At 74.0% G+C, this 20,795-nt stretch carries 22 protein-coding genes and 1 pseudogene; 15 read left to right on the forward strand and 8 right to left on the reverse strand.

Annotated elements, in window-relative coordinates:
• Positions 1-10: 10 nt before the first annotated feature.
• On the reverse strand, positions 11-724 hold the full coding sequence (locus JT721_RS01085) for a hypothetical protein (protein WP_307827783.1): 714 nt from the start codon (positions 722-724) through the stop codon (positions 11-13).
• 198 nt (positions 725-922) lie between these two features.
• Between JT721_RS01085 and JT721_RS01090 the strand changes: the two genes are divergently transcribed.
• Genes JT721_RS01090 through rsgA form a run of 4 tightly spaced genes read left to right on the forward strand, consistent with a single transcriptional unit; the run spans position 923 to position 5,494 of the window.
• Complete coding sequence (locus tag JT721_RS01090) at positions 923-2,596, forward strand: sigma-70 family RNA polymerase sigma factor (protein WP_205471043.1); 1,674 nt, start codon at positions 923-925, stop codon at positions 2,594-2,596.
• Between the two features lie 46 nt (positions 2,597-2,642).
• The gene (locus JT721_RS01095; RefSeq protein WP_205471044.1) at positions 2,643-3,167 is read left to right on the forward strand and encodes a DoxX family membrane protein; all 525 of its coding nucleotides are present in this window, start codon (positions 2,643-2,645) and stop codon (positions 3,165-3,167) included.
• Between the two features lie 46 nt (positions 3,168-3,213).
• A complete protein-coding gene (gene aroA / locus JT721_RS01100) occupies positions 3,214-4,488 on the forward strand; it encodes a 3-phosphoshikimate 1-carboxyvinyltransferase (RefSeq protein ID WP_205471045.1) in 1,275 nt (424 codons plus the stop codon).
• Positions 4,489-4,492: 4 nt separating this feature from the next.
• On the forward strand, positions 4,493-5,494 hold the full coding sequence (gene rsgA, locus JT721_RS01105) for a ribosome small subunit-dependent GTPase A (RefSeq protein WP_205471046.1): 1,002 nt from the start codon (positions 4,493-4,495) through the stop codon (positions 5,492-5,494).
• A gap of 3 nt (positions 5,495-5,497) precedes the next feature.
• On the opposite strand, the gene JT721_RS01110 is transcribed toward rsgA, so the two are convergent.
• Complete coding sequence (locus JT721_RS01110) at positions 5,498-5,947, reverse strand: DUF2231 domain-containing protein (RefSeq protein WP_205471047.1); 450 nt, start codon at positions 5,945-5,947, stop codon at positions 5,498-5,500.
• Between the two features lie 42 nt (positions 5,948-5,989).
• Here JT721_RS01110 and JT721_RS01115 point away from each other — a divergent pair, with 42 nt between their 5' ends.
• The 3 genes from JT721_RS01115 to JT721_RS01125 all read left to right on the forward strand — a co-directional run bounded on the left by JT721_RS01115 (position 5,990) and on the right by JT721_RS01125 (position 8,109).
• Positions 5,990-6,865 (forward strand): inositol monophosphatase family protein, encoded by an 876-nt coding sequence (locus tag JT721_RS01115; protein WP_205471048.1) that lies wholly within the window; start codon positions 5,990-5,992, stop codon positions 6,863-6,865.
• 66 nt (positions 6,866-6,931) lie between these two features.
• Complete coding sequence (locus JT721_RS01120; protein WP_205471257.1) at positions 6,932-7,363, forward strand: CBS domain-containing protein; 432 nt, start codon at positions 6,932-6,934, stop codon at positions 7,361-7,363.
• A gap of 2 nt (positions 7,364-7,365) precedes the next feature.
• Positions 7,366-8,109, forward strand: coding sequence for an SDR family oxidoreductase (locus tag JT721_RS01125; RefSeq protein WP_307827787.1), 744 nt, complete (start codon positions 7,366-7,368; stop codon positions 8,107-8,109).
• Positions 8,110-8,390: 281 nt separating this feature from the next.
• Here the strand turns inward: JT721_RS01125 and JT721_RS01130 are convergent, their stop codons facing one another.
• Positions 8,391-9,020, reverse strand: coding sequence for a LysE family translocator (locus JT721_RS01130; protein ID WP_205471049.1), 630 nt, complete (start codon positions 9,018-9,020; stop codon positions 8,391-8,393).
• An 8-nt stretch (positions 9,021-9,028) separates the two neighbouring features.
• Positions 9,029-9,397 (reverse strand): annotated as a pseudogene (locus JT721_RS01135) (thioredoxin family protein); the annotation flags it as partial.
• Between the two features lie 44 nt (positions 9,398-9,441).
• Between JT721_RS01135 and JT721_RS01140 the strand changes: the two are divergent.
• Both JT721_RS01140 and JT721_RS01145 read left to right on the forward strand, forming a co-directional pair.
• Positions 9,442-10,605: a lactate 2-monooxygenase gene (locus JT721_RS01140; protein ID WP_205471051.1), complete on the forward strand. Its 1,164-nt coding sequence runs from the start codon at positions 9,442-9,444 to the stop codon at positions 10,603-10,605.
• A gap of 37 nt (positions 10,606-10,642) precedes the next feature.
• On the forward strand, positions 10,643-11,011 hold the full coding sequence (locus JT721_RS01145) for an FKBP-type peptidyl-prolyl cis-trans isomerase (RefSeq protein ID WP_205471052.1): 369 nt from the start codon (positions 10,643-10,645) through the stop codon (positions 11,009-11,011).
• A 14-nt stretch (positions 11,012-11,025) separates the two neighbouring features.
• On the opposite strand, the gene JT721_RS01150 is transcribed toward JT721_RS01145, so the two are convergent.
• The 3 genes from JT721_RS01150 to JT721_RS01160 form a co-directional block, all read right to left on the reverse strand.
• Complete coding sequence (locus JT721_RS01150; protein WP_307827790.1) at positions 11,026-11,268, reverse strand: RNA-binding S4 domain-containing protein; 243 nt, start codon at positions 11,266-11,268, stop codon at positions 11,026-11,028.
• A gap of 95 nt (positions 11,269-11,363) precedes the next feature.
• Positions 11,364-12,506 carry an HNH endonuclease signature motif containing protein gene (locus tag JT721_RS01155; RefSeq protein WP_205471054.1) on the reverse strand — a complete coding sequence of 381 codons (1,143 nt, stop codon included), beginning with the start codon at positions 12,504-12,506 and terminating at the stop codon, positions 11,364-11,366.
• 1,198 nt (positions 12,507-13,704) lie between these two features.
• Positions 13,705-14,967 (reverse strand): DUF445 domain-containing protein, encoded by a 1,263-nt coding sequence (locus JT721_RS01160; protein WP_205471055.1) that lies wholly within the window; start codon positions 14,965-14,967, stop codon positions 13,705-13,707.
• A 49-nt stretch (positions 14,968-15,016) separates the two neighbouring features.
• Between JT721_RS01160 and JT721_RS01165 the strand changes: the two genes are divergently transcribed.
• From JT721_RS01165 to JT721_RS01190, 6 genes are all read left to right on the forward strand, one after another.
• Positions 15,017-15,418, forward strand: a complete 402-nt coding sequence (locus tag JT721_RS01165) for an adenylyltransferase/cytidyltransferase family protein (protein WP_205471056.1) — start codon at positions 15,017-15,019, stop codon at positions 15,416-15,418.
• A gap of 10 nt (positions 15,419-15,428) precedes the next feature.
• A complete protein-coding gene (locus JT721_RS01170; RefSeq protein WP_205471057.1) occupies positions 15,429-17,468 on the forward strand; it encodes a hypothetical protein in 2,040 nt (679 codons plus the stop codon).
• Between the two features lie 12 nt (positions 17,469-17,480).
• Positions 17,481-18,104, forward strand: coding sequence for a sulfotransferase family protein (locus JT721_RS01175; protein ID WP_205471058.1), 624 nt, complete (start codon positions 17,481-17,483; stop codon positions 18,102-18,104).
• A gap of 3 nt (positions 18,105-18,107) precedes the next feature.
• Positions 18,108-18,416, forward strand: coding sequence for a hypothetical protein (locus JT721_RS01180; protein WP_205471059.1), 309 nt, complete (start codon positions 18,108-18,110; stop codon positions 18,414-18,416).
• Between the two features lie 81 nt (positions 18,417-18,497).
• Positions 18,498-19,541 carry a nicotinate-nucleotide--dimethylbenzimidazole phosphoribosyltransferase gene (gene cobT / locus JT721_RS01185; protein WP_205471060.1) on the forward strand — a complete coding sequence of 348 codons (1,044 nt, stop codon included), beginning with the start codon at positions 18,498-18,500 and terminating at the stop codon, positions 19,539-19,541.
• Positions 19,534-20,232, forward strand: coding sequence for an adenosylcobinamide-GDP ribazoletransferase (locus tag JT721_RS01190; RefSeq protein ID WP_205471061.1), 699 nt, complete (start codon positions 19,534-19,536; stop codon positions 20,230-20,232). The genes cobT and JT721_RS01190 overlap by 8 nt, the downstream gene beginning before the upstream one ends.
• Here JT721_RS01190 and JT721_RS01195 read toward each other — a convergent pair.
• Positions 20,229-20,771 (reverse strand): bifunctional adenosylcobinamide kinase/adenosylcobinamide-phosphate guanylyltransferase, encoded by a 543-nt coding sequence (locus tag JT721_RS01195; protein ID WP_307827793.1) that lies wholly within the window; start codon positions 20,769-20,771, stop codon positions 20,229-20,231. The genes JT721_RS01190 and JT721_RS01195 overlap by 4 nt on opposite strands.
• Positions 20,772-20,795 lie beyond the last annotated feature (24 nt).

A 20,795-nucleotide genomic window follows, 5' to 3' on the forward strand; every position in this document is an offset into this window, starting at 1 on the left:
GCAGCGGAGCTCAGGAGCGGGCGAGCTCGTCGAGGAGCTGGGTGGCCACGTGGTCGGTGCCGGGCAGGCCCTCGATCCACACCCGGACGCCGCGGCCGGCGAGCATCCGGCCGAGCAGCGAGACCCGGAGCGCGAGCTGGTCGTCGCGCGGCGCGATCACCACCACCCGACGCACGCCGACGCGGCCGATGGTCTCGCGGCCGGGGAAGACCGAGCGCGCCATCTCGCCGTACCAGGTCATCGACTGGGCGTGCCCGACGAAGTCGGTGGGCACGGCCGCCTCGACCACCACGAGGGCGAAGGCGCGGCGGACGGCGCCGTCGCCGACCTCGCGGTAGCACTCGGCCAGTCGCTCGCGCAGGTGGGCCTGGCTGGCCAGCCCCGTCATCGGGTCGGAGCACGAGAGGCGGTGGAGGAAGGCGAGGGTGCCCTCGCTCCAGGCGACGCTGGTGGCGTGCACCTCGGCGAACGCAGGCTCGTCGCCACGCACGAGCAGGGTGGTCGACCGGAGCCCTTCGAGGACCTCTCCCAGCGAGGCCCCCACCTCGGCAAGATCACGGCCGACCACCCAGCACGCCTCGACGACGGACCGGGATCCCGCAGCGAGTGCCTCCCCTACCGACTCGAAGCCGGCCGGCAGTCGCCGGCGCTGTGCCTCGGTCAGCTCCGCACCCACTCCAGGATCCGCCAGGGTGCGGGCCTCACGAGCGGTGAAGATGCCCACGAGCGCCCCCTAGCTGTCCGTCGCCCGATCCCCCCGGGACTCGGGTAGTACGCCGGTGGAACGGGCCCGCGGAGGACTCGTGACGCGGTTCTGGACGATTGACCGGACTGGTCTGGACCAGTTGTGGTCGAGGGCCGTCGCGGGTGGATCTCCGCAGGTCGGGGCGTGGCTTTTCGGGCCGTGCGCCGTTGGACCCTCGTGAGCAGGACCACCAGCGACAGCCTCGACGGGACCGTCGACGACGGCCCGGGCGACGCCGAGCTGATCTCGGCCGTCCGCGGGGGCGACGTCGACGCCTACGGCCTGCTCTTCGCGCGCCACGTCGAGGCCGCCCGCCGCCTCGGCCGCCAGCTGGTCAGCGGCGGCGACGTCGACGACCTGGTCTCCGAGGCGTTCGCCAAGGTGCTCACCGTCCTCCAGCGCGGCGGCGGCCCCGACCTGGCGTTCCGGGCCTACCTGCTCACTGCGGTGCGCCGGCTGCACGTCGACCGGATCCGCGCGGGCTCCCGCCTGCAGACGACCGACGACCTCACGCCGTACGACCCCGGGGTGCCGTTCACCGACACCGCCGTGGCCGGCTTCGAGAACGAGGCGGCCGCCCGCGCCTTCGCCTCGCTGCCCGAGCGGTGGCAGCTGGTGCTCTGGCACACCGAGGTCGAGGGCCAGAAGCCCGCCGAGATCGCGCCCCTGCTCGGCATGAGCGCCAACTCGGTCTCCGCCCTTGCCTACCGGGCCCGCGAGGGCCTGCGCCAGGCCTTCGTCTCCATGCACGCCCAGGAGGTCGAGGACGACCAGTGCGCGCGCACCCGGGCCAACCTCGGCGCCTACATCCGGGGCGGCGTCTCGCGCCGCGACGGCGCCAAGGTCGAGGCCCACCTCAAGGACTGCCGCGCCTGCACCGCCATCTACCTCGAGCTCACCGAGGTCAACTCCAACCTCGGGGCAGTGCTCGCGCCGATCGTGCTCGGCACGGCCGCCGCGGCGTACGTCTCGGGCGTCTCGGGGGTCGCCGGCAGCGTCGCCGGCGCCGCGGCCGGCGGCGGCGTCGTCAAGGGCTTCGTCGCCCTGCTCGACCGCGCCAAGGACGCCGCGGCCGGCAACGCCGCCACGACGGCGGTGGTCGGCGTGGCGGCGACCGCGGTGGTCGCCGGCGGGCTCGTGGTCGGCCTGCAGCTGGCGCAGGGCTCCGACTCCGGCCCCGACGAGCCCACCGCGCAGCGGGTCGTCAGCCCGCCCGCCGACGAGGGCTCCCCCGCCGTGCCCGACCGTCCGGACCAGCTCCAGGACCGGCCGGAGCGGCCCGGCACCGCACCCGACCCGGTCGACCGCCCGGACTCCCCCACCGACGCGCCCGCAGACGACCCGGGCGACCCGGTCGACGACCCGCCGTCGTCGCCGTCCGACCCGCCGAACCGGCCCGATCCGACCGCCACCGGGTCGCCGTCCGACCCCCCGCGGCCCACCCCGACCCAGCCGGTGGCGCCTACGCCGACGCCGACCGAGCCGACGCCCTCGCCCACCGAGCCCCCACCGCTGACCGCCGACCTCTCGGTCACGAGCAGCGCCAGCAGCGCGCTCGGCCTGATCTGGGCGGTGCGCGCCGACACCGCCGGCCTCGGCCCCGACCAGACCGCCACCCTCAGCCTGGTGGCCCACCCGGCGACCGTCACCCTGACGCTCGACCCGCGCTGCACGCTGATCTCGGCCGGCCGTGCGGAGTGCCGGGTCACCCGGCCCGGCGAGACGTTCGTGCTGCTGGCGGTCCCGCTGCTCTCCGCGCGCACCACGCTGACCTTCACCATCCGTCCCGACAGCGACGTGGACGACCCCGACCCCGGCAACGACACCTCCACGACCGTCGTGCCCCGCTGAGCGCCCGCCGGGGATCGGCCGACCGGCGTTCGGGTAGGTAGTAGGCATGGCCGTCAGCAGACTCCTCGCCCGCCCGATGCTCTCCTCGATGTTCTTCGTGGGGGCCGCGAACGCCCTCAAGAACACCGACGCGATGGCCGCCAAGGCCGCGCCGCTCACCGCCAGGCTGGTGCCGCTGGCTCGCAAGGCCGGCGCGCCGCTGCCGGACGACCCGGCTACGCTGGTGCGGGTCAACGCCGGGGTGCAGGTCGCCGCGGCGCTCGCGCTGGCCACCGGCCGGGCGCCCCGGACGTCGGCCGCGGTGCTGCTCGCGAGCCTGGTGCCGACCACGCTGGCGGGCCACCCGTTCTGGCAGGAGGAGGACCCGGCCACCCGCCAGCAGCAGAAGCTCAGCTTCTTCAAGAACATCTCCATGGCCGGCGGCCTGATGATCGCTGCGGGCGACACCGAGGGACGCCCCGGCGTGGCCTGGCGGGCCCGGCGTGCGGCCAAGGACGCCCGGCGCGAGGGCCGTCACCTGGCGCGCGCGGCCCGGCGCGAGGCGAAGCTGGCCCGCGCCCAGCTGACCTGACCTGACCTGATCCGACCTGAGCTGGCCTGCCGATACCCTTCGGTGCGTGACGACGGCGACCATCCCTGACCCCTGGCCGGCTCCGCGCGCCGCCGCGCCGGTCCGGGCCACGGTCGCCCTTCCGGGCAGCAAGTCCATGACCAACCGCGCCCTGGTGCTGGCCGCGCTCGCCGAGGGGCCGTCCGTCGTACGCCGGGCGCTCCGCTCGCGCGACACGCTGTTGATGGCCGGGGCGCTCTCGGCGCTCGGCAGCACCCTCGACACCTCCGGTGACGACTGGACGGTCACCCCCGGCTGGTCCTCCGCCGACACCGCCGTCGACTGCGGGCTGGCCGGCACCGTGATGCGCTTCGTGCCGCCCGTGGCCGGCCTGGCCGGCGGCCGGATCTCCTTCGACGGCGACCCGCACATGCGCACCCGGCCGATCGGCACCGTGCTGGACGCGCTGCGCGACCTCGGCGTCGCCGTCGAGGGCGACGCCCTCCCCTTCACCGTCGCCGGCTCCGGCGCGGTGACCGGCGGCCGGGTGGTGGTCGACGCGTCGTCGTCGTCGCAGTTCGTCTCGGCGCTGCTGCTCGCGGGGGCCCGCTACGACCGCGGGGTCGAGGTGCTCCACCGTGGCGCACCGGTGCCGTCGCTGCCCCACATCGAGATGACCGTCGAGATGCTGCGGGCCCAGGGCGTGGCGGTCGACACCCACGAGCCGGACCGGTGGGGGGTCGAGCCCGGCCCGGTGAAGCCCGTCGACCTCGTCGTCGAGCCCGACCTGTCCAACGCGGCGCCGTTCCTGGCCCTGGCCGCGGTGACCGGCGGGGCGGTCACCGTGCGCGACTGGCCCGAGCACACCACCCAGGCCGGCGACGCCCTGCGCGACATCCTCGCCCGGATGGGCTGCACGGTGGAGCGCACCGCCGAGGGCCTCACCGTCACCGGCCCGGACCGGCTGGCCGGCCTCGACGTCGACCTGCGCGACGTCGGGGAGCTCACGCCGGCCGTCGCCGCGCTGTGCGCGCTGGCCGACGGCCCGTCGCGGCTGCGCGGCGTCGCCCACATCCGTCACCACGAGACCGACCGGCTGGTCGCGCTGGCCACCGAGCTGGCCGGGCTCGGCGCCGACGTCGAGGAGCACGACGACGGGCTCTCGCTGCGACCCGCGACGCTGCACGGCGGCGTCTTCCACACCTACGCCGACCACCGGATGGCCCACGCCGGCGTGATCGTGGGGGCGGCGGTCGACGACGTGCTGGTCGAGGACGTCGCCACGACCAGCAAGACGTTCACCGACTTCGCCCCGTTCTGGGCCGGCCTCTTCCAGGGGTGACCGGGTGACGGGGCGCTACTCCGACCAGGACGTCGAGCACTACGACCGTCCCCGCCGCCGGACCCGCCCCCGCACCAAGGAGCGTCCCAGCTACGACGACGCCCACCGCGGCGTCGTGGTGACCGTCGACCGGGGCCGCTACACGCTGCTGGTCGAGGGCCGCACCGTGACCGCCATGAAGGCGCGCCCGCTGGGCCGCAAGGGCGTGGTGGTGGGCGACCGGGTGCGCGTGGTCGGCGACGTCTCCGGCGACGACGGCTCGCTGGCCCGGGTCGTCGAGGTCGAGGAGCGGGTCACCACCCTGCGGCGGACCGCCGAGGACGACGACCCCGTCGAGCGGATCATCGTCGCCAATGCCGAGCAGCTGGTGGTGGTCACCGCGCTCGCCGACCCCGATCCCCAGCCCCGGCTGATCGACCGCGCCCTGGTGGCGGCGTACGACGCCGGCATGACCCCGCTGCTCTGCCTCACCAAGGCCGACCTCGCCTCCCCCGACACCCTGCTCTCGACCTACCGCTCGCTCGGCGTGCCGTGGGTGGTGACCGAGCGGGGCGGCGACCTCGACGAGGTCCGCGACCGGCTCGCCGAGCGCACCAGCGTGCTGGTGGGCTCCAGCGGCGTCGGCAAGTCGACGCTGGTCAACGCGCTGGTGCCCGACGCACTCCGCGAGGTGGGGGTGGTCAACGCCGTGACCGGGCGCGGCCGGCACACCTCGACCTCGGCCTACATGCTCGAGCTGCCCACCGACGAGCGCGGTCGCGGCGGCTGGATCATCGACACCCCGGGCATCCGCTCGTTCGGGCTCGCGCACGTCGAGCCCGAGCACCTCATCGGCGCCTTCCCCGACCTCGACGAGATGACCGAGGACTGCCCCCGCGGGTGCACCCACGGCAGCGACGAGCCGGAGTGCGGCCTCGACGAGGCCGTCACCGAGGGGCGGGCCGACCCCGACCGGGTGTCGTCGTTCCGCAGGCTGCTCGACGCGAGGTCCGCGCCGAGCTGGTGAGCGTCAGCCCTTGGTGCCGTACCAGGCGATCTGGGCGCCCGCGTCGCCGGTGAGCACGGCGTAGACGAGCGTGAGCGCCGCTCCCGCCGCCACCAGCACCGACAGCACCACCCGCACCGCGCCGGTGCGGCCGTGCAGCCACGCCGAGGCGACCGCCACCACGGCGAAGCCCGTGGTGCTCAGCCGCAGCACGCCGGCACGGTCCTCGTGGGTCTCGAGCAGCTCTGCGAGCGGGCCGCCGTACTGGTTGGCCTCCTCGAGCTGCTCGCCGGAGAGGTAGGCGACCCAGATGGCGACGGTGGCGACCAGCACCGCGACCACGAGCGGCCACCGGAGCCGGTCGCGCCAGCGCGGCACCAGGGCGTGGGCGAGGCCGGTGAGGCCGGCGAGCGGACCGAACACGACGGCTGCGTGCACGACGAGCGCGTGCAACGGGAGTCCGTTGATCTCCATGGATGAACATTGAATCAGTTGGATGAGAATAGTCTGAGCGTCGTGGCTGACACCCCGGACTACACCGACGACCTGCGCCTGGCCCACGTGCTGGCCGACGACGCCGACTCGCTGACCACGGCGCGGTTCCGCGCGCTCGACCTCCACGTGATGAGCAAGCCCGACCTGACGCCGGTGACCGACGCCGACCAGGCGGTCGAGGAGAGCCTGCGCCGCACGCTGTCGCGCACCCGCTCGCGCGACGCGATCACCGGCGAGGAGCAGGGCTCGAGCGGGCACAGCCAGCGCCGCTGGATCATCGACCCGATCGACGGCACCAAGAACTTCGTGCGCGGCGTCCCGGTGTGGGCCACGCTGATCGCGCTCGCCGTCGACGACGAGGTGGTGCTCAGCGTGGTCTCCGCGCCGCTGCTCCAGCGCCGCTGGTGGGCCTCGGTCGGCAACGGCGCCTGGACCGGCCGCTCGCTGCTCAAGGCGACCCAGTGCCACGTCTCCGACGTACGCCGGCTCGAGGACGCCTCGCTGTCCTACGCCTCGCTCGGCGGGTGGGAGGAGCGCGGCCAGCTCGACGAGTTCCTCAGCCTGGTGCGCCGCTGCTGGCGGACCCGCGCCTACGGCGACTTCTGGTCCTACATGCTGCTGGCCGAGGGTGCGGTCGACATCGCCGCCGAGCCCGAGCTCGAGGTCTACGACATGGCGGCGCTCGACATCATCGTGCGCGAGGCGGGCGGCGAGTTCACCTCCCTCGACGGCAACCGCGGCCCGTGGGGCGGCAACGCGCTGGCCACCAACGGGCACCTCCACGACGCGGCGCTGGCCTTCCTCGGCTCCGCCGCCGACGACGAGTCGCCCAGCAGCGGACCCGGCTCGGTCTCCGAGCTCTTCCCCCGGGCCTCCCGGCCGACCGACGAGGACTGAGAGCGCCCCTGTTCACGGGGACCCCCCGACGCTACGGTCGGAGTCCCCCAGCCAGCGGAGGTGCAGATGCGGGTCAGCGACATCCTCGAGGCCAAGTCGAGGCACGACGTCGTCACGATCACCCCGGACGCCGGCGTGCGCGACCTGGTCGCCCGGCTCGCCGAGCACAACGTCGGGGCGCTGATCGTGAGCGCCGACGGCGAGGGTCTCGACGGCATCGTCAGCGAGCGCGACGTGGTGCGTCACCTCCACCACGACGGCACGGTCGTCAACAACACCGTCGGCGCGATCATGACGGCGGTGGTCGAGACCTGCGCACCCGACGACGAGCTCGACGCGCTGATGTCGCGGATGACGGAGCGGCGGATCCGGCACATGCCGGTGCTCGACCAGGGTCGCCTGGTCGGGATCGTCAGCATCGGCGACGCGGTCAAGCACAAGCTGAGCCAGCTGGAGTTCGAGCGCGACCAGCTCGACAGCTACGTCCACCAGACCTGACGGTGCGCCCCCTCACCCTGGTCACCGGCGGCACCCGCGGGATCGGGGCGGCCACCGCCGCCCGGCTGGCCGAGGCCGGTCACGACCTGGTGCTCGGCTACGCCCGTGACGATGCCGCCGCCGAGCTGGTGCGCGCCGACGTCGAGAACGCCGGCGCCGCCTGCACCCTGGTGCGCCAGGACCTCCTCGCCGACGACGGTGTCGACGCCCTGTTCGCGGCGGCCGCGGGGGCGGGCCGGCTGACCGGCGTGGTCAACAACGCCGGCGCCACCCTCCACGTGGGTGCCCTCGCCGAGACCCCGCCCGAGGTCGTGCGCCGCGCCGTCGACCTCAACCTCACCGCCGCGATCCTGGTCGCCCGGGCCGCCGTGCGCGCGCTCGGCCGCTCCTACGGCGGGCCCGGTGGGGTGCTGGTCAACGTCAGCTCCGGTGCGGCCACGCTGGGCTCACCCGGCGAGTACGTCCACTACGCCGCGGCCAAGGCCGGGGTCGACACCCTCACCAAGGGACTGGCCATCGAGGTCGCCGGCGACGGGGTGCGGGTGGTCGGGGTGGCGCCGGGCATCGTGCGCACCACGATCCACGCCGACGCCGGCGAGCCCGGCCGGCTCGAGCGGGTCGCCCCCCTCGTGCCGCTCGGCCGGGTCGGCGAGCCCGAGGAGGTCGCCGAGGCGATCGCCTGGCTGCTGGGCGACGCGGCGTCGTACGTCACCGGCACGACGCTGCGGGTCGCCGGCGGGCGGTGACTGCGAGTCGCTCGGTCGCGGGGCGGCACGGGGTGTCGCGGGGTGTCGCGGGGTGGCGGTGAGTCAGCCGCCGTTGTGGGCGGGCGGATCGGGGCCTGCTCACCGCTGCCCGGGGCTAGCCGGGTGGCGGTGCGTCAGCCGCCGTCGCGGGTGGGCGGATCGGGGCCTGCTCACCGCTGCCCGGGGCTAGCCGAGGGTCGCGGTGCGTCAGCCGCCGTTGCGGGTGGGCGGATCGGGGCCTGCTCACCGCCGCCCCGGGGGTCAGCCGCCGCAGCGACAGGTCAGTCGGTCAGCGCCGTGGTGACGCCGAGACCGACCATCGACAGGCCGCCGACCAGGCCGACGCCCTCCTCGCGGCGGCGGGAGGCGGCGAACCAGTCGCGCAGCCGAGCCGCGGTGACCGCCCAGAGGCTGTCGGAGCACAGGCCGATGACGACGGCCACCAGGCCGAGCAGCACCAGCTGGAGCTGGACGTGCCCGCGGTCGGGCTCGACGAACTGCGGCAGGATCGCGCCGATGATCACGAACGCCTTGGGGTTGGAGATGCCGACCACGAAGCCCTGGCGGACGGCGCGGCGCGGGGTCATCCGGCCGGCGCGGCGTACGTCGACGTCGCGGAGGTTTTTGCGGTGCCGGATCGCCTGGACGCCGAGCAGCACCAGGTAGGCGGCACCGGCCAGCTTGACCGCCAGGAACAGGCTCTCGGAGCGCTCCAGGATCGCGCCCAGCCCGAACGAGACCAGGAGGACGATCGCCAGCAGGCCGAGCGTGTTGCCGACGACGCTGGCCAGCGCGACCGAGCGGCCGTAGGCGAGGGCCCGGCCGATCACGAACACCACGCTCGGGCCGGGGATGGCGATCAGGATGAGCGCCGCCACGCCGAACGCGAGGAGCTGGCCGGCCGTGAGCATGCCGCAGGCTACTGCTGCTCGGCCGCCTTGCGCACCTCGTCCATGTCGAGCCCGCGAGCGCCCTCGATGAGCTGCTCCAGCGCCTGCGGCGGCAGGGCACCGGGGCGGCTGTAGACCAGGTAGCCGTCGCGGAAGATCATCAGCGTCGGGATCGAGGTGATCTGGGCGTCGGCCGAGAGCTGGGGCTCGGCCTCGGTGTCGATCTTGGCGAAGGTGATGTCGGGGTGCCGCTCGCTCGCCGCCTCGAAGACCGGGGCGAACTGCAGGCACGGCCCGCACCAGGACGCCCACCAGTCGACGAGGGTGATCCCGTCGGCCTCGATGGTGGCGTCGATCGTGTCGGCGGTCAGCGCAGTGGTGGCCATGCGGTGTTGAACGCGTCGCCGCGACGAGGGATTCCCGGCCGTGCTTGGATCGGCTCGTGACCCACTTCGGCGACCACCAGGTGTCCATCTACGTCAACGGCATGTTCCTGGGGCAGGTCCCCGACATCACGACCGACCTGGGCGCGCTCGAGAGCCACGCCGCGGGGGTGCTCTCGCCGGAGGCGATGGGCTACGTCGTGCCGAGCGCGGGCAGCGGCTCCACCGCCCGGGCCAACGTCGAGGCCTTCGAGCGCTGGCGGATCGTGCCGCGGATGCTGCGCGACCACGCCACCCGAGACCTGTCGACGACGGTGCTCGGCACCTCGATGCCGGCCCCCGTCGTCCTCGGACCGGTCGGCGTGCAGACCCTGGCCCACCCCGACGGCGAGCTGGCGACCGCCCGCGCCGCCGAGGCCCTCGGCCTCACCTACGTCCACTCCACCCAGGCCAGCCACTCCATCGAGCAGGCCGCGGAGGCCAACGGCTCCGGGTCGCGCTGGTTCCAGCTCTACTGGCCCACCGACGACGAGCTGGCCGAGAGCTTCCTCGAGCGGGCCAAGAACGCCGGCTACACGACGCTGGTCGTCACCCTCGACACCACGATGCTCGGCTGGCGCCCGCGCGACCTCGACCGGGGCTTCCTGCCGTTCCTCGCCAACGAGGGCATCGCCAACTACACCACCGACCCCGTGTTCAACCGCCGTCTGGAGAAGCCGGCCGAGGACGACCCCGGCGCGGCGGGCATCGCGTTCGCCTCGGTCTTCCCCAACCCCGGGCTGTCGTGGGACCAGCTGCCATGGGTGCGCGAGCGCTGGGACGGGCCGATCGTGCTCAAGGGCATCCAGCACGTCGACGACGCCCGGCGCGCGGTCGACAGCGGCGTCGAGGGGATCGTGGTCTCCAACCACGGCGGGCGGCAGGTCGACGGCGCCATCGCCTCGCTCGACGTGCTGCCCGGCATCGTGGAGGCCGTCGGCCGGCGTACGACGGTGCTGTTCGACTCCGGCGTGCGCACCGGGCCCGACGTGGTCAAGGCGCTGGCGCTGGGCGCGGAGGCGGTGCTGCTCGGCCGCCCGTACCTCTACGGCCTCGCGCTCGCCGGCCAGGCCGGGGTCGAGCACGTGCTGCGCTGCCTGCTCGCCGAGCTCGACCTCACGCTCGGCAACGCCGGCTACCGCAGCCACCGCGAGCTCACGCCGGAGTCGCTGGTGCGGGGCTGACGCGCACCCCTCCCCGCCGCCCCGTAGGGTCGGAGCCATGGAGAAGCCTGAGATCGAGTTCCCCGACTTCGAGCCCCCCGCCGACCTGGTGGTCACCGACCTCACCGTCGGCGACGGCGAGGAGGCCAAGGCCGGCCAGACGGTCTCGGTGCACTACGTCGGCGTCGCCCACTCCACCGGCGAGGAGTTCGACGCGTCGTACAACCGGGGCACGCCGCTGCAGTTCCGCCTCGGCATCGGCCAGGTCATCGCCGGCTGGGACCAGGGCGTGCAGGGCATGAGGATCGGCGGCCGCCGCCAGCTGGTCATCCCGCCCCACCTGGGCTACGGCGACCGGGGTGCCGGCGGCGTGATCAAGCCCGGCGAGACGCTGATCTTCGTGGTGGACCTGCTCGGCCTGAGCTGAACCGCCCCTGGGGCTCAGCCCCAGGGCACCTCGCCGTTCTCGTCGGTGACCCGGGCGGCCTGGTGGGCCAGGCGCACCACGTCGCCCGGCACCAGCTGGCGCCCGCGGCGGGTCTCGACCACGTCGTTGACCCGGACCATCCCGCCGGCCAGCAGGGCCTTGGCGTCGGAGCCGGACTCGACGAGGTTGGCCAGCTTGAGGAACTGACCGAGCTTGATGTTCGCGTCGCTGATCGGCACGGGCTGCACGTCACTCACGTGGTGCATCCTCCCACGCACTCGCCCGGTCGCGCGCACCCGCGCGCGCCACCCGCCCCCGTCGGCGCTGCCGGACGGGGTGCGGGGCGGGGTGGTCAGGGTTCCCAGGTGCCGGTGGGGTCGCGGCGGGCGGTGAGCCCGTGGGGGCTGGTCCACTCGACGGTGTCGCGGTTGATGCGGTCGTAGGTCCAGAGGGTGTGGGTCTTGAGGCGGTGGTGCCGTCGGCAGAGTGGGACGAGGTTGCAGGAGCAGGTGGGTCCGTCGTCGTCGTGGGCGATGGTGTGGTCGGTGTCGCAGCGGGTGGCTGGTTGGGTGCAGTGGGGGAAGGCGCAGGTGTGGAAGATCAGCTCGGCTTGGCGCTTGAGCCGGGCTGGGACCTCGGCGCTGTCGGTCTGGTGGTGGGTGTTGAGGTCGATGACCTGCACGGGCTTGACGGTGGTGGCCTGACCGCACCAGTTGGCGACCTGGTCGAGGGTGACGGGCTCGCGGGTGTTGTCGAGCAGACCGACGGCTTGGTCGTGGAGGTGGACCACGACGGTGGTGTCGCCCTTCACGAGCTGGCCGAGGGCCTTCGCGCGTCGGAGGTCGAGGGGTTCGTCGGTCTCGATGGTCTTGGCGCCGGCCGCGATCGCGGTCTCGAGCTGGAGGGCGGTGGCGGTGTCGACCTGGGCGTCGACCCAGGCGATGCCGTGGCGGCCGTGGGTGATCCGCACGTAGCGCTTGGCGAGCGCTGCTTGTCGGTCGCGTTCTGCTTGGTCGGGGTCGAGGCGGAGGATCGCTTCGGTGACGAGGTTCTCGACCTGCCTGGGCCCGAGGCGTGCGGCGCGGGTCTCGAGCTGGGAGTCGACGTACGCCGCGACCGCGGGCGGCAGCGCGATGGTGTGCTTGGCGACGGTGCGGGCCTTCCAGGCCTGCACCTCGCCGGCCTGCACGCGTGCCCAGAGCCGCTTGAGGCGGTGCCGCAGCTCGAGGGCCTCGGCGAGCAGGAGCCGGGCGGCGTGGGTGGAGGTGCCGAGCGCGAGGCCGAGCTCGGCGACGCAGAACTCCGCCACCTGCGGGGTGCCTTCGCCGCCGAGGACGTCGGCGTCCTCCCACCTCTCCATGGCCGGGACGATCGACTCGGCGGGGTGCAGGTCGGCCCACTCACACGCCAACTTGAGCTTGTTGGCCTCGGCTCGATCGGCAGCCTGCTGCTCGCGGCGCAGTGCCGCGATCAGCTGGTCCCGGTTGCCTGTCATGCTTCGATCCAAGCATCGACCACCGACAGTCCTCGGCCGGTTTTCGCGTTGTCCACAACGGGATTCGGGTTTGTGACCTGATCGTTACCGCGGTCGTGAGGCGCCCATCGCTGGTTGAGGAAGTCGCGCTAGCGACTGTCTCGAAACCCTCGCCGGCCGAACGCAGACCGTCCCCGCCGGAGGGCTCTCGGCTCACTGGGTTTCGAGGCTCGTCGCTAGCGCTCCTGGCACCTCAACCAGCGCCCGCCGACCCATCGCTGGTTGAGGAAGTCGCGCTAGCGACTGTCTCGAAACCCCGCCGGCCGACCGCCTGCGGGTACCGCCGACCCGGCGCTTGTTGACGCCGTGGTGCGCCGAGCCGGCGTTGATTAACGACGGGTCGGCGAAACCTGAGTCGCCCCGCAGTGGTTGCGGGAGGGTTGTCGTCTCACCGGGTAACGAGTGAAGGACTTCGTCCTTCCTCAACCAGCGGAACGCCCGCGCAGTGCTGGCGGCGCGAGCTTGCGAGTGCCGGCAGTGCGCCGTACCAGCAGGCCGACCGAGGCTCGCGGTCAAGGACGCCGAAGGCGCCGCAGGGAATCCTTGACGGCGAGCGTCGGCCTGCTAGCCGCGCGGGCATCCCGAGTCAGCATGCGGAGTGAGCCGAATCCCGAGCGAGGGAGGGCGATCGGCTCGCTAGGTTTCGAGGCTCGTCGCTAGCGCTCCTCGCACCTCAACCAGCGATACGCGAAGCCCGCGCAGTGCTGGCGGCGCGAGCTTGCGAGTGCCGGCAGTGCGCCGTACCAGCAGGCCGATCGAGACTCGCGGTCAAGGACGCCGAAGGCGCCGCAGGGAATCCTTGACGGCGAGCGTCGGCCTGCTCAGCGCGCGGGCATCCCGAGTCAGCATGCGGAGTGAGCCGAATCCCGAGCGAGGGAGGGGGCTCGGCTCACCGGGTTTCGAGGCTCGTCGCTAGCGCTCCTCGCACCTCAACCAGCGATACGCGAAGCCCGCGCATGCTGGCGGCGCGAGCTTGCGGGTGCCGGCAGTGCGCCGTACCAGCAGGCCGACCGAGGCTCGCGGTCAAGGACGCCGGAGGCGCCGCAGGAATCCTTGACCGCGAGCGTCGGCCTGCTCAGCGCGCGGGCATCCCGAGCAAGGGAGGGCGGTCGACTCACCGGGTTTCGAGCGAAGGACTTCGTCCTTCCGCGACCACCGGTCAGTGGAGGAGGACGCTGATCGCGTGGATCAGCACACCCACCAGGCCGCCGACGATCGTGCCGTTGATGCGGATGAACTGGAGGTCGCGGCCGACGTGGAGCTCGATGCGGTCGGCGGCCTCCTTGCCGTCCCAGCGCTCGATGGTGTGGGTGATGACGGCGGTGACCTCGGTGCCGTAGCGGGAGACGGCGAAAACTGCGGCGTCGGCGGCGAGGCCGTCGAGGCGCTCGCGCAGGGCGGGCTCGGTGGTGAGGCGGTCGGCGAACGCCCGGGCCTCGGTCAGCAGCCGCTGGCGGACGGCGCCGGCCGGGTCGCGCAGCGACGAGGTGAGGGCGCGGCGCAGCGCGTCCCAGAGCGAGATCGCGGTGGAGAGGACCGCCGGGTGCTCGAGGAGGCGGTCCTTGAGGCGCTCGGCGCGCTCCTGGGTGCCGGGGTCCTCGAGCAGGTCGTCGGCGAGCTGGCGCAGCATCGAGTCGAGGGCGACCCGGGCGCGGTGCTGGGGGTCGTCGCGGATGTCGCCGACCCACCGCACCAGCTCCTTGTGGAGGCGGGCGATCACCCGGTCGTTGACGCTGGGCGGCGTCCACCACGGTGCCCGCTCCCCCAGCACCTCGGCGACGGTCTCGGGGTTGTCGACCAGCCAGCCGTGCAGCTCCACGACCGCGAGGTCGACGAGGCCGTGGTGGAGGTCGTCGCGCATCGCCTCGCCGAGCAGCCCGCCCAGCAGCGGCGAGATCGGCTCCTCGCGGAACCGCGGCACGAGGGCGTCCTTGACCAGCGACTCGATGTGGTCGTCGCGGACCTTGCCGAGCGCGATCGCCGCCACCTCGGCGACCTCGTCGACGACCTTGCGGGCGTTGTCGGGCTGCGCCAGCCAGCCGCCGACCCGCTCGGAGATCCGGGCGACCAATATCCGGTCGCGGATGATGTCCTCCTGCAGGAAGTTCTCCCCCACGAAGTCCTCGAGCCCCTTGCCGAGCTCGTCCTTGCGCCGCGGGATCAGCGCGGTGTGCGGGACCGGCAGGCCCAGCGGGTGGCGGAACAGCGCGGTCACCGCGAACCAGTCGGCGATCGCGCCGACCATCGAGGCCTCCGCACCGGCGTTGACGAACCCGAGGACGCCGTCGTGGCCGAGCGTGGCGACGTAGACCGCCGCGGCGAGGAGCAGGAGGCCGCCGGCGACGGTGCGCATCCGTCGGAGCGCGGTGCGCCGGACGGCGTCGGCGGCGGGATCGCCCGCGATCATCTGGAAGCTGGCCATGTCCCCGGTGATTCTTCCCCACGGCGCCTCGATGGAAGAATCCCCTCCCATGTCGCGCACCGTCCTGACCTTCGGCACGTTCGACGTCTTCCACGTCGGGCACCTGCGGGTGATCGAGCGCGCCGCGCAGCAGGGCGACCGGCTGGTCGTCGGCGTCTCCTCCGACGCGCTCAACCTGTCGAAGAAGGGCCGCGAGCCGGTCTTCAGCCAGGCCGAGCGGCTCGCCATCGTCGCCGCCCTGAAGCCGGTCGACGAGGTGTTCGTCGAAGAGAGCCTCGAGCTCAAGCGCCACTACATCGAGACGTACGCCGCCGACGTGCTCGTCATGGGCGACGACTGGGCGGGGCGGTTCGACGAGTTCGAGGACATCTGCGAGGTCGTCTACCTGCCGCGCACGCCCGCGATCTCGACCACCGCCCTCATCGAGAAGATCTCGGCCGGCACTTTCTGAGTCGGTAGCGGTGGCGACCCGGGACGTGCTGCGGCGCGCGGCGCTGCCCGCGGCCGTCGTGGGCGTGCTGCTGCTGGTCGCCGCGCTCCTCATCGTCCTGCTGCCCGCCCGCGGCCCGGCGCCGCTCGGCGAGACCTTCTCGGTGCGTCCGGAGCGGCTGGCCGACGACGACAAGGTCGCCAACCCCGGCAAGGGCTGGGTGGCCTACGGCGACCCGGCGGCCTACGAGGACACCCCCGACCCGGCGTACGGCGACGAGGTGGCCCACGACCACGGGCCGCGGGTGGTCGCGCTGTCCGACGTGGCCTACACCCGCTGGAACTGGTCGGAGTTCTACACCGACCCGGCCGACCCCGCGACGTTCACGCTGGCACCGCTCGACCGGTTCGTCACGAGCTGGCTCGAGACCGACCCCGACCGGCGGTTCGCGTTCGCGGTGATGGGTGAGAACACCGACGACTGCACCGCCGAGGTGTCGGTGACCCCGGCCTGGGTCTTCGACATCGCGGGCGCCGCACACGTGTGGAGCGGGTCCTGCCGCACGCCGGTCTGGAACGACCCCGTCTACCTCGCCGCCTACCGCGACCTGATGGTGCGGGTGCGCGACCACCTGGCGGCCACCGACGAGGGCACCGGGGAGCAGACCTGGCTCGACCGGGTCGAGTTCGTGGGCGCCAACTCCTACGGCAGCTGGGGGGAGGGCCACACCTACGGCCTCGGCGAGGGCTCCTGCGGCGCGGGCGCACGCACCGACGAGAACGGCGCGTGCGTGCTCTCCGACGCCGACTACCGCACCCACCTGCGGATCTTCCTCGACGTGTTCACGCCGAGCGGCACCCCGGTGTCGGTGCCGTGGGGCGCGACGCTGCTCGACGACGACGGCGCCTACGACTGGGCCGTCGCGCAGGGCCTCGGGATGCGCCGCGACGGCATCTTCGGCGATCCCGGCTACACGCCGGGCTCGCGCGGCGAGAACCTGGTGCGCACCCACGGCATCTCCCCCGCGACGTTCGAGCTGCACGCCGAGCCCGAGGACGTCACCGACGACGACGTCCTCGAGGCCCTCGAGATCGGGCGGCCCACCTACTTCGGCCTCGGCTGGCCCGACGAGGCCGACCGGCTCTACGGCACCCACGAGGCCGTGGTCGACGAGGTGCAGCGGCTGCTCGGCGCCGACCTGGTGCTCGAGGAGGCGTCGGGGCCGACCAGGATCACCGGCGGCGTCGCGTTCCGGCCCCGGTTGCGCTGGAGCAACGACGGCCTGGCGCCGGCGTACGAGCCGCTGCGCACGGGCTTCGCCCTGCTCGACGTCGACGACGTCGTCGTGGCGACGTCGTTCCCCGGCAGCGGCACCAGCCCGCAGGCCTGGGCGCCCGGCCGCAGCGTCACCGAGCAGCCGTCGGTGCGCTTCGACCTCCCCGCGCTGCCCCGGCTGGCCGAGGGCGACCGGCTCCGGCTCGCCGTGGGCGTCTTCCACGCCTCGCGCCCCGGGCCCGGCTACCGGCTGGCGGTCGACCTGCCGCGCACCGACGACGGCTGGTACCCGCTCACCGAGGTCCGCGCGGTCGCCGGCACCGACGCCGGCGCCGAGCGCGAGCGGCACGAGGTGGAGCTGCTCGTGCCGACCACCACCGGCCCCGACGCGCGCACCGCCCGCACCCGCGTCGCCGTGCGCCGCGAGCTGTTGAGCGGCGGCATGGGCGACCGGTTCAACGCCGAGACCGCCGGAGACGCGATCACCTACCGGGTGCCGGTCACCACGCCCGGCCGGTACGCCGTGCGGGTGCGCACCTGGCACGACTCCTTCGGCGGCACCTACCAGCTGCTCGTCGACGGCGAGGAGCTCGGCGCTCCGCAGAGCACCTGGGCCGCCGACGACCTCGACGACCCCGCCACCGGCGAGGTGACCGACGCGGGGGCGGTGTGGCTCGCGGCGGGCGAGCACGAGGTCACCCTGCGGCTGGTCGGCACCGAGTCACCGCGCGGCGCCTCGCTGACCACCGACTACGTCGAGCTGCAGCGGCAGGGCACCGGTCCCGTCGCCGACTAGGGTGTGCTGGCGATGATCATCTCCGACTCCCACCAGTTCCTCTTCGTGCACGTGCAGAAGACCGGCGGCACCTCGATCGACCGGGTGCTGACCCCGCTGCTGGGCGACGTCCGACGGATCAAGGAGGCCGACCGGCACGCCCCGCTGGGCCGCCTGCTCGAGCTGGAGCCGGCGCTCGCGTCGTACTGGACCGTCGGGTTCGTGCGCAACCCGTGGGCCCGGATGCTGTCGTGGTGGCGGATGATCGAGAGGTTCCGCGACGGCGCCGCGGCAGGCAACCAGGCCCACATCCGACACCTCGAGCGCAACCGCTTCGTCTCCGGAGTGCTGGCCGAGCACGCCGACTTCGAGTCCTTCGTGCTGCACGCCCCCGAGAAGTGGCGTCGGCTGCGGGTGCCCCAGAGCCGCTACCTGCACAGCCCGACCCGGCGGGCCGACCTCGTCGGCCGGCAGGAGACGCTCGACCAGGACATGAACGCCGTGCTCGCCCGGCTCGGGCTGCCCTACGAGCCGCTGCCGAGGATCAACGTCGACCTCGATCGCCCCTCCTACCGCGACGTCTACTCCCCCGCCGCGCGCCGGCGGGTCGCCGAGCTGTTCGAGGCCGACATCCGCGCGTTCGCCTACGAGTTCTGAGCCGTGACCGGTGACCGCGAGCGGGTTGCCGTGGTGACGATCCACCAGCGCGACCGGCTCTTCGTCGACGCGGTGCTGTGGTCCGACGGCTCCGTGGGCCTGGAGGGACAGGACCTGCGCGGCGACGACGAGCTGGAGTACTTCTTCACGATCGCTCCCGCCGACGTGCCGGCGCTGGTCGCGGCACTGGATGGTCGGCCCGGCGCCGACCCGCTGGCGCTGCTCCGCGCGCACGGAGACGCGCTGGTCTCCGCCGGGGAGATGCACTGGCTCCAGGCGCACGGCGTGCCGTTCACGCTGAGCACCTGGTAGCGCGACCGGATCGTCGACACTGCGCGCCGACGTCCGGTCCTCGGTGGCCTAGGCTGCCGCGCGAGCTCTCGAGGAGGACCCATGGTCGACGCCCCCACCCCCGCGCAGCCGTCGGCGACCGCGAGGACGGCGGCCGCGGAGCGGCTGGCCGGCCTGGCGACCCCGGCGGGCGCGCTCGGGCGCCTCGGCGAGCTCGGCACCTGGGTCGCGGCCTGCCAGGACGCGGTGCCTCCCCGGCCGCTGGACGACGTGCGCCTGGTGGTGTTCGCCGGCGACCACGGCGTCGCGGCCCACGGCGTCTCGGCGTACCCGCCGGCGATCACGGCCGCGATGGTGCGCACCTTCGTGCTCGGCCGGGCCGGGGTGTCGGCGCTCGCGGCGGCGCACGGCGTGGCCGTGCGGGTCCTCGACCTCGGCGTCGACGACGACCTGGCCGGCGTGCCGTCCGACGTGACCGCCCACAAGGTGCGGCGCGGGTCGGGCGCCATCCACCTCGAGGACGCCCTCACCGCCGAGGAGACCAGGCGTGCCCTCGACGTCGGGGCCGCCGTGGCCCGGGAGGAGGTCGCGGCCGGCGCCGACCTGCTGCTCAGCGGCGACATGGGCATCGGCAACACCACCCCGGCCGCCGCTCTGGTGGCCGCCGCGCTGGGCCTGCCCGCGGGCGAGGTGGTGGGCCGCGGCACCGGCGTCGACGACGCCGGCCTGGCCCGCAAGACCGAGGTGGTCGCCGCCGCGCTGCACCGCGCGGGCGACCGCACCGACGACCCGGTGGAGACGCTGACCGCCCTCGGCAGCGCCGACCTGGCCGCCACCACCGGCTACCTGCTCACGGCCGCCGAGCTCGGCGTCCCGGTGCTGCTCGACGGGCTGATGTCGGTGGCCTGCGCGCTCACGGCCGATCGGATCGCGCCCGGCACCGCCGCCTGGTTCGCCGCCGGCCACCGCTCCACCGAGCCGGCCCAGTCGCTGGCGCTGGAGAAGCTCGGCCTCGAGCCGCTCCTCGACCTCGGGCTCCGTCTCGGCGAGGGCTCGGGGGCCGTAGCCGCCGTGCCGGTGCTCCGCTCGGCGGTCGCGCTGCTGCGCGACGTCGCGCTGCTCTCGGAGGTCGTGCCGGGTGGGTGACGCCTGGCGGCTCGCCACGGGCACGCTCACCGCCCTCCCCGTGGCCGCGCCCTCGGCGGTCACCCGTGGCACCGCGCGCGGCGCGATGCTGCTCGCCCCGCTCGCCGTCGCGCCGCTCGGGCTGCTCGTCGCCGGGCTGCTCTGGCTCGGGGGGCTCACCGACCTGCCGCCGCTCGCCGTCGCCCTGGTCGCGCTCGGCGCGCTCGCCGCGGGCAGCCGGGCGCTGCACTGGGACGGCCTCTCCGACGTCGTCGACGGCCTCACCGCCTCCTACGACGCCGAGCGCTCCCTCACCGTGATGCGCAGTGGCACCGCGGGTCCGGCCGGCGTCGTCGCCGTCGTCGTGGTGCTGGGCGTGCAGGCAGCCGCGCTGTCGGCGTACGTCGGAGACCTCGCCCACGCCCTGCTCGCCGGGCTGCTGGTCTGCCTCTCGCGGTGCGCGCTGTGGATCGTGTGCAGCACGCCGTTCCCCCCGGCCCGCGCCGACGGCCTGGGCGTGACCTACACCCGCACCATCCCGCTGGCCGTGGCCGTCGTCGCCGGGCTGCTGCTCGGGGTGGTCGGCGGGCTGGTGGTGCTGGTGCTGGTGCGCCGTGCGGTGCGCCGGCTCGGCGGGGTCACCGGCGACGTGTTCGGGGCGGCCGTGGAGCTCGCGCTCGCCACCCTGCTGCTCGGGCTCTCCTGGGTCTAGAGCCGCAGCACCCGACCGGCGACCACGAGGTGCACCTCGTCGCAGGCGGTCGCGACCTGCTGGTTGGCCCGCCCGAGCAGGTCGCGGAAGAGTCTGCCCGACCGGTGCTCGGGCACCACGCCCAGCCCGACCTCGTTGGTCACCACGACCGCGGTCTGGGTCATCTCGGTGATCGCCGCGGCCAGCCCGGCGACGTGCTCGTCGACCAGGGCGGTGACCTCGTCCTGCGGCCACTCCCAGGCCGACGCGTCGTCGACCAGGCCGGTCACCCAGGTGCCGAGGCAGTCGACGAGCACCGGCCCGGCCGCCTCGCGCACCGCGCGGGCGACGTCGCGCGTCTCCACCGTGGTCCAGGTGAGCGGGCGGCGGTCGCGGTGGGCGGCGATCCGCAGCGCCCAGTCGGGGTCGGCCTCCTCCTCGGGGGCCGGACCCGGCGCGATGTAGGTCAGCAGCGCGCGCTCGCGCACCAGCGCCTCCGCGTGGCTGGACTTCCCCGACCGCACGCCACCGGTCACGAGCACCTTCACGAGCACCTCCACGCTGTCGTCCCAGAAGGATGCCGT

The organism is Nocardioides sp. SYSU D00038 (genome assembly GCF_016924665.1).
Taxonomy (GTDB): Bacteria; Actinomycetota; Actinomycetes; order Propionibacteriales; family Nocardioidaceae; genus Nocardioides.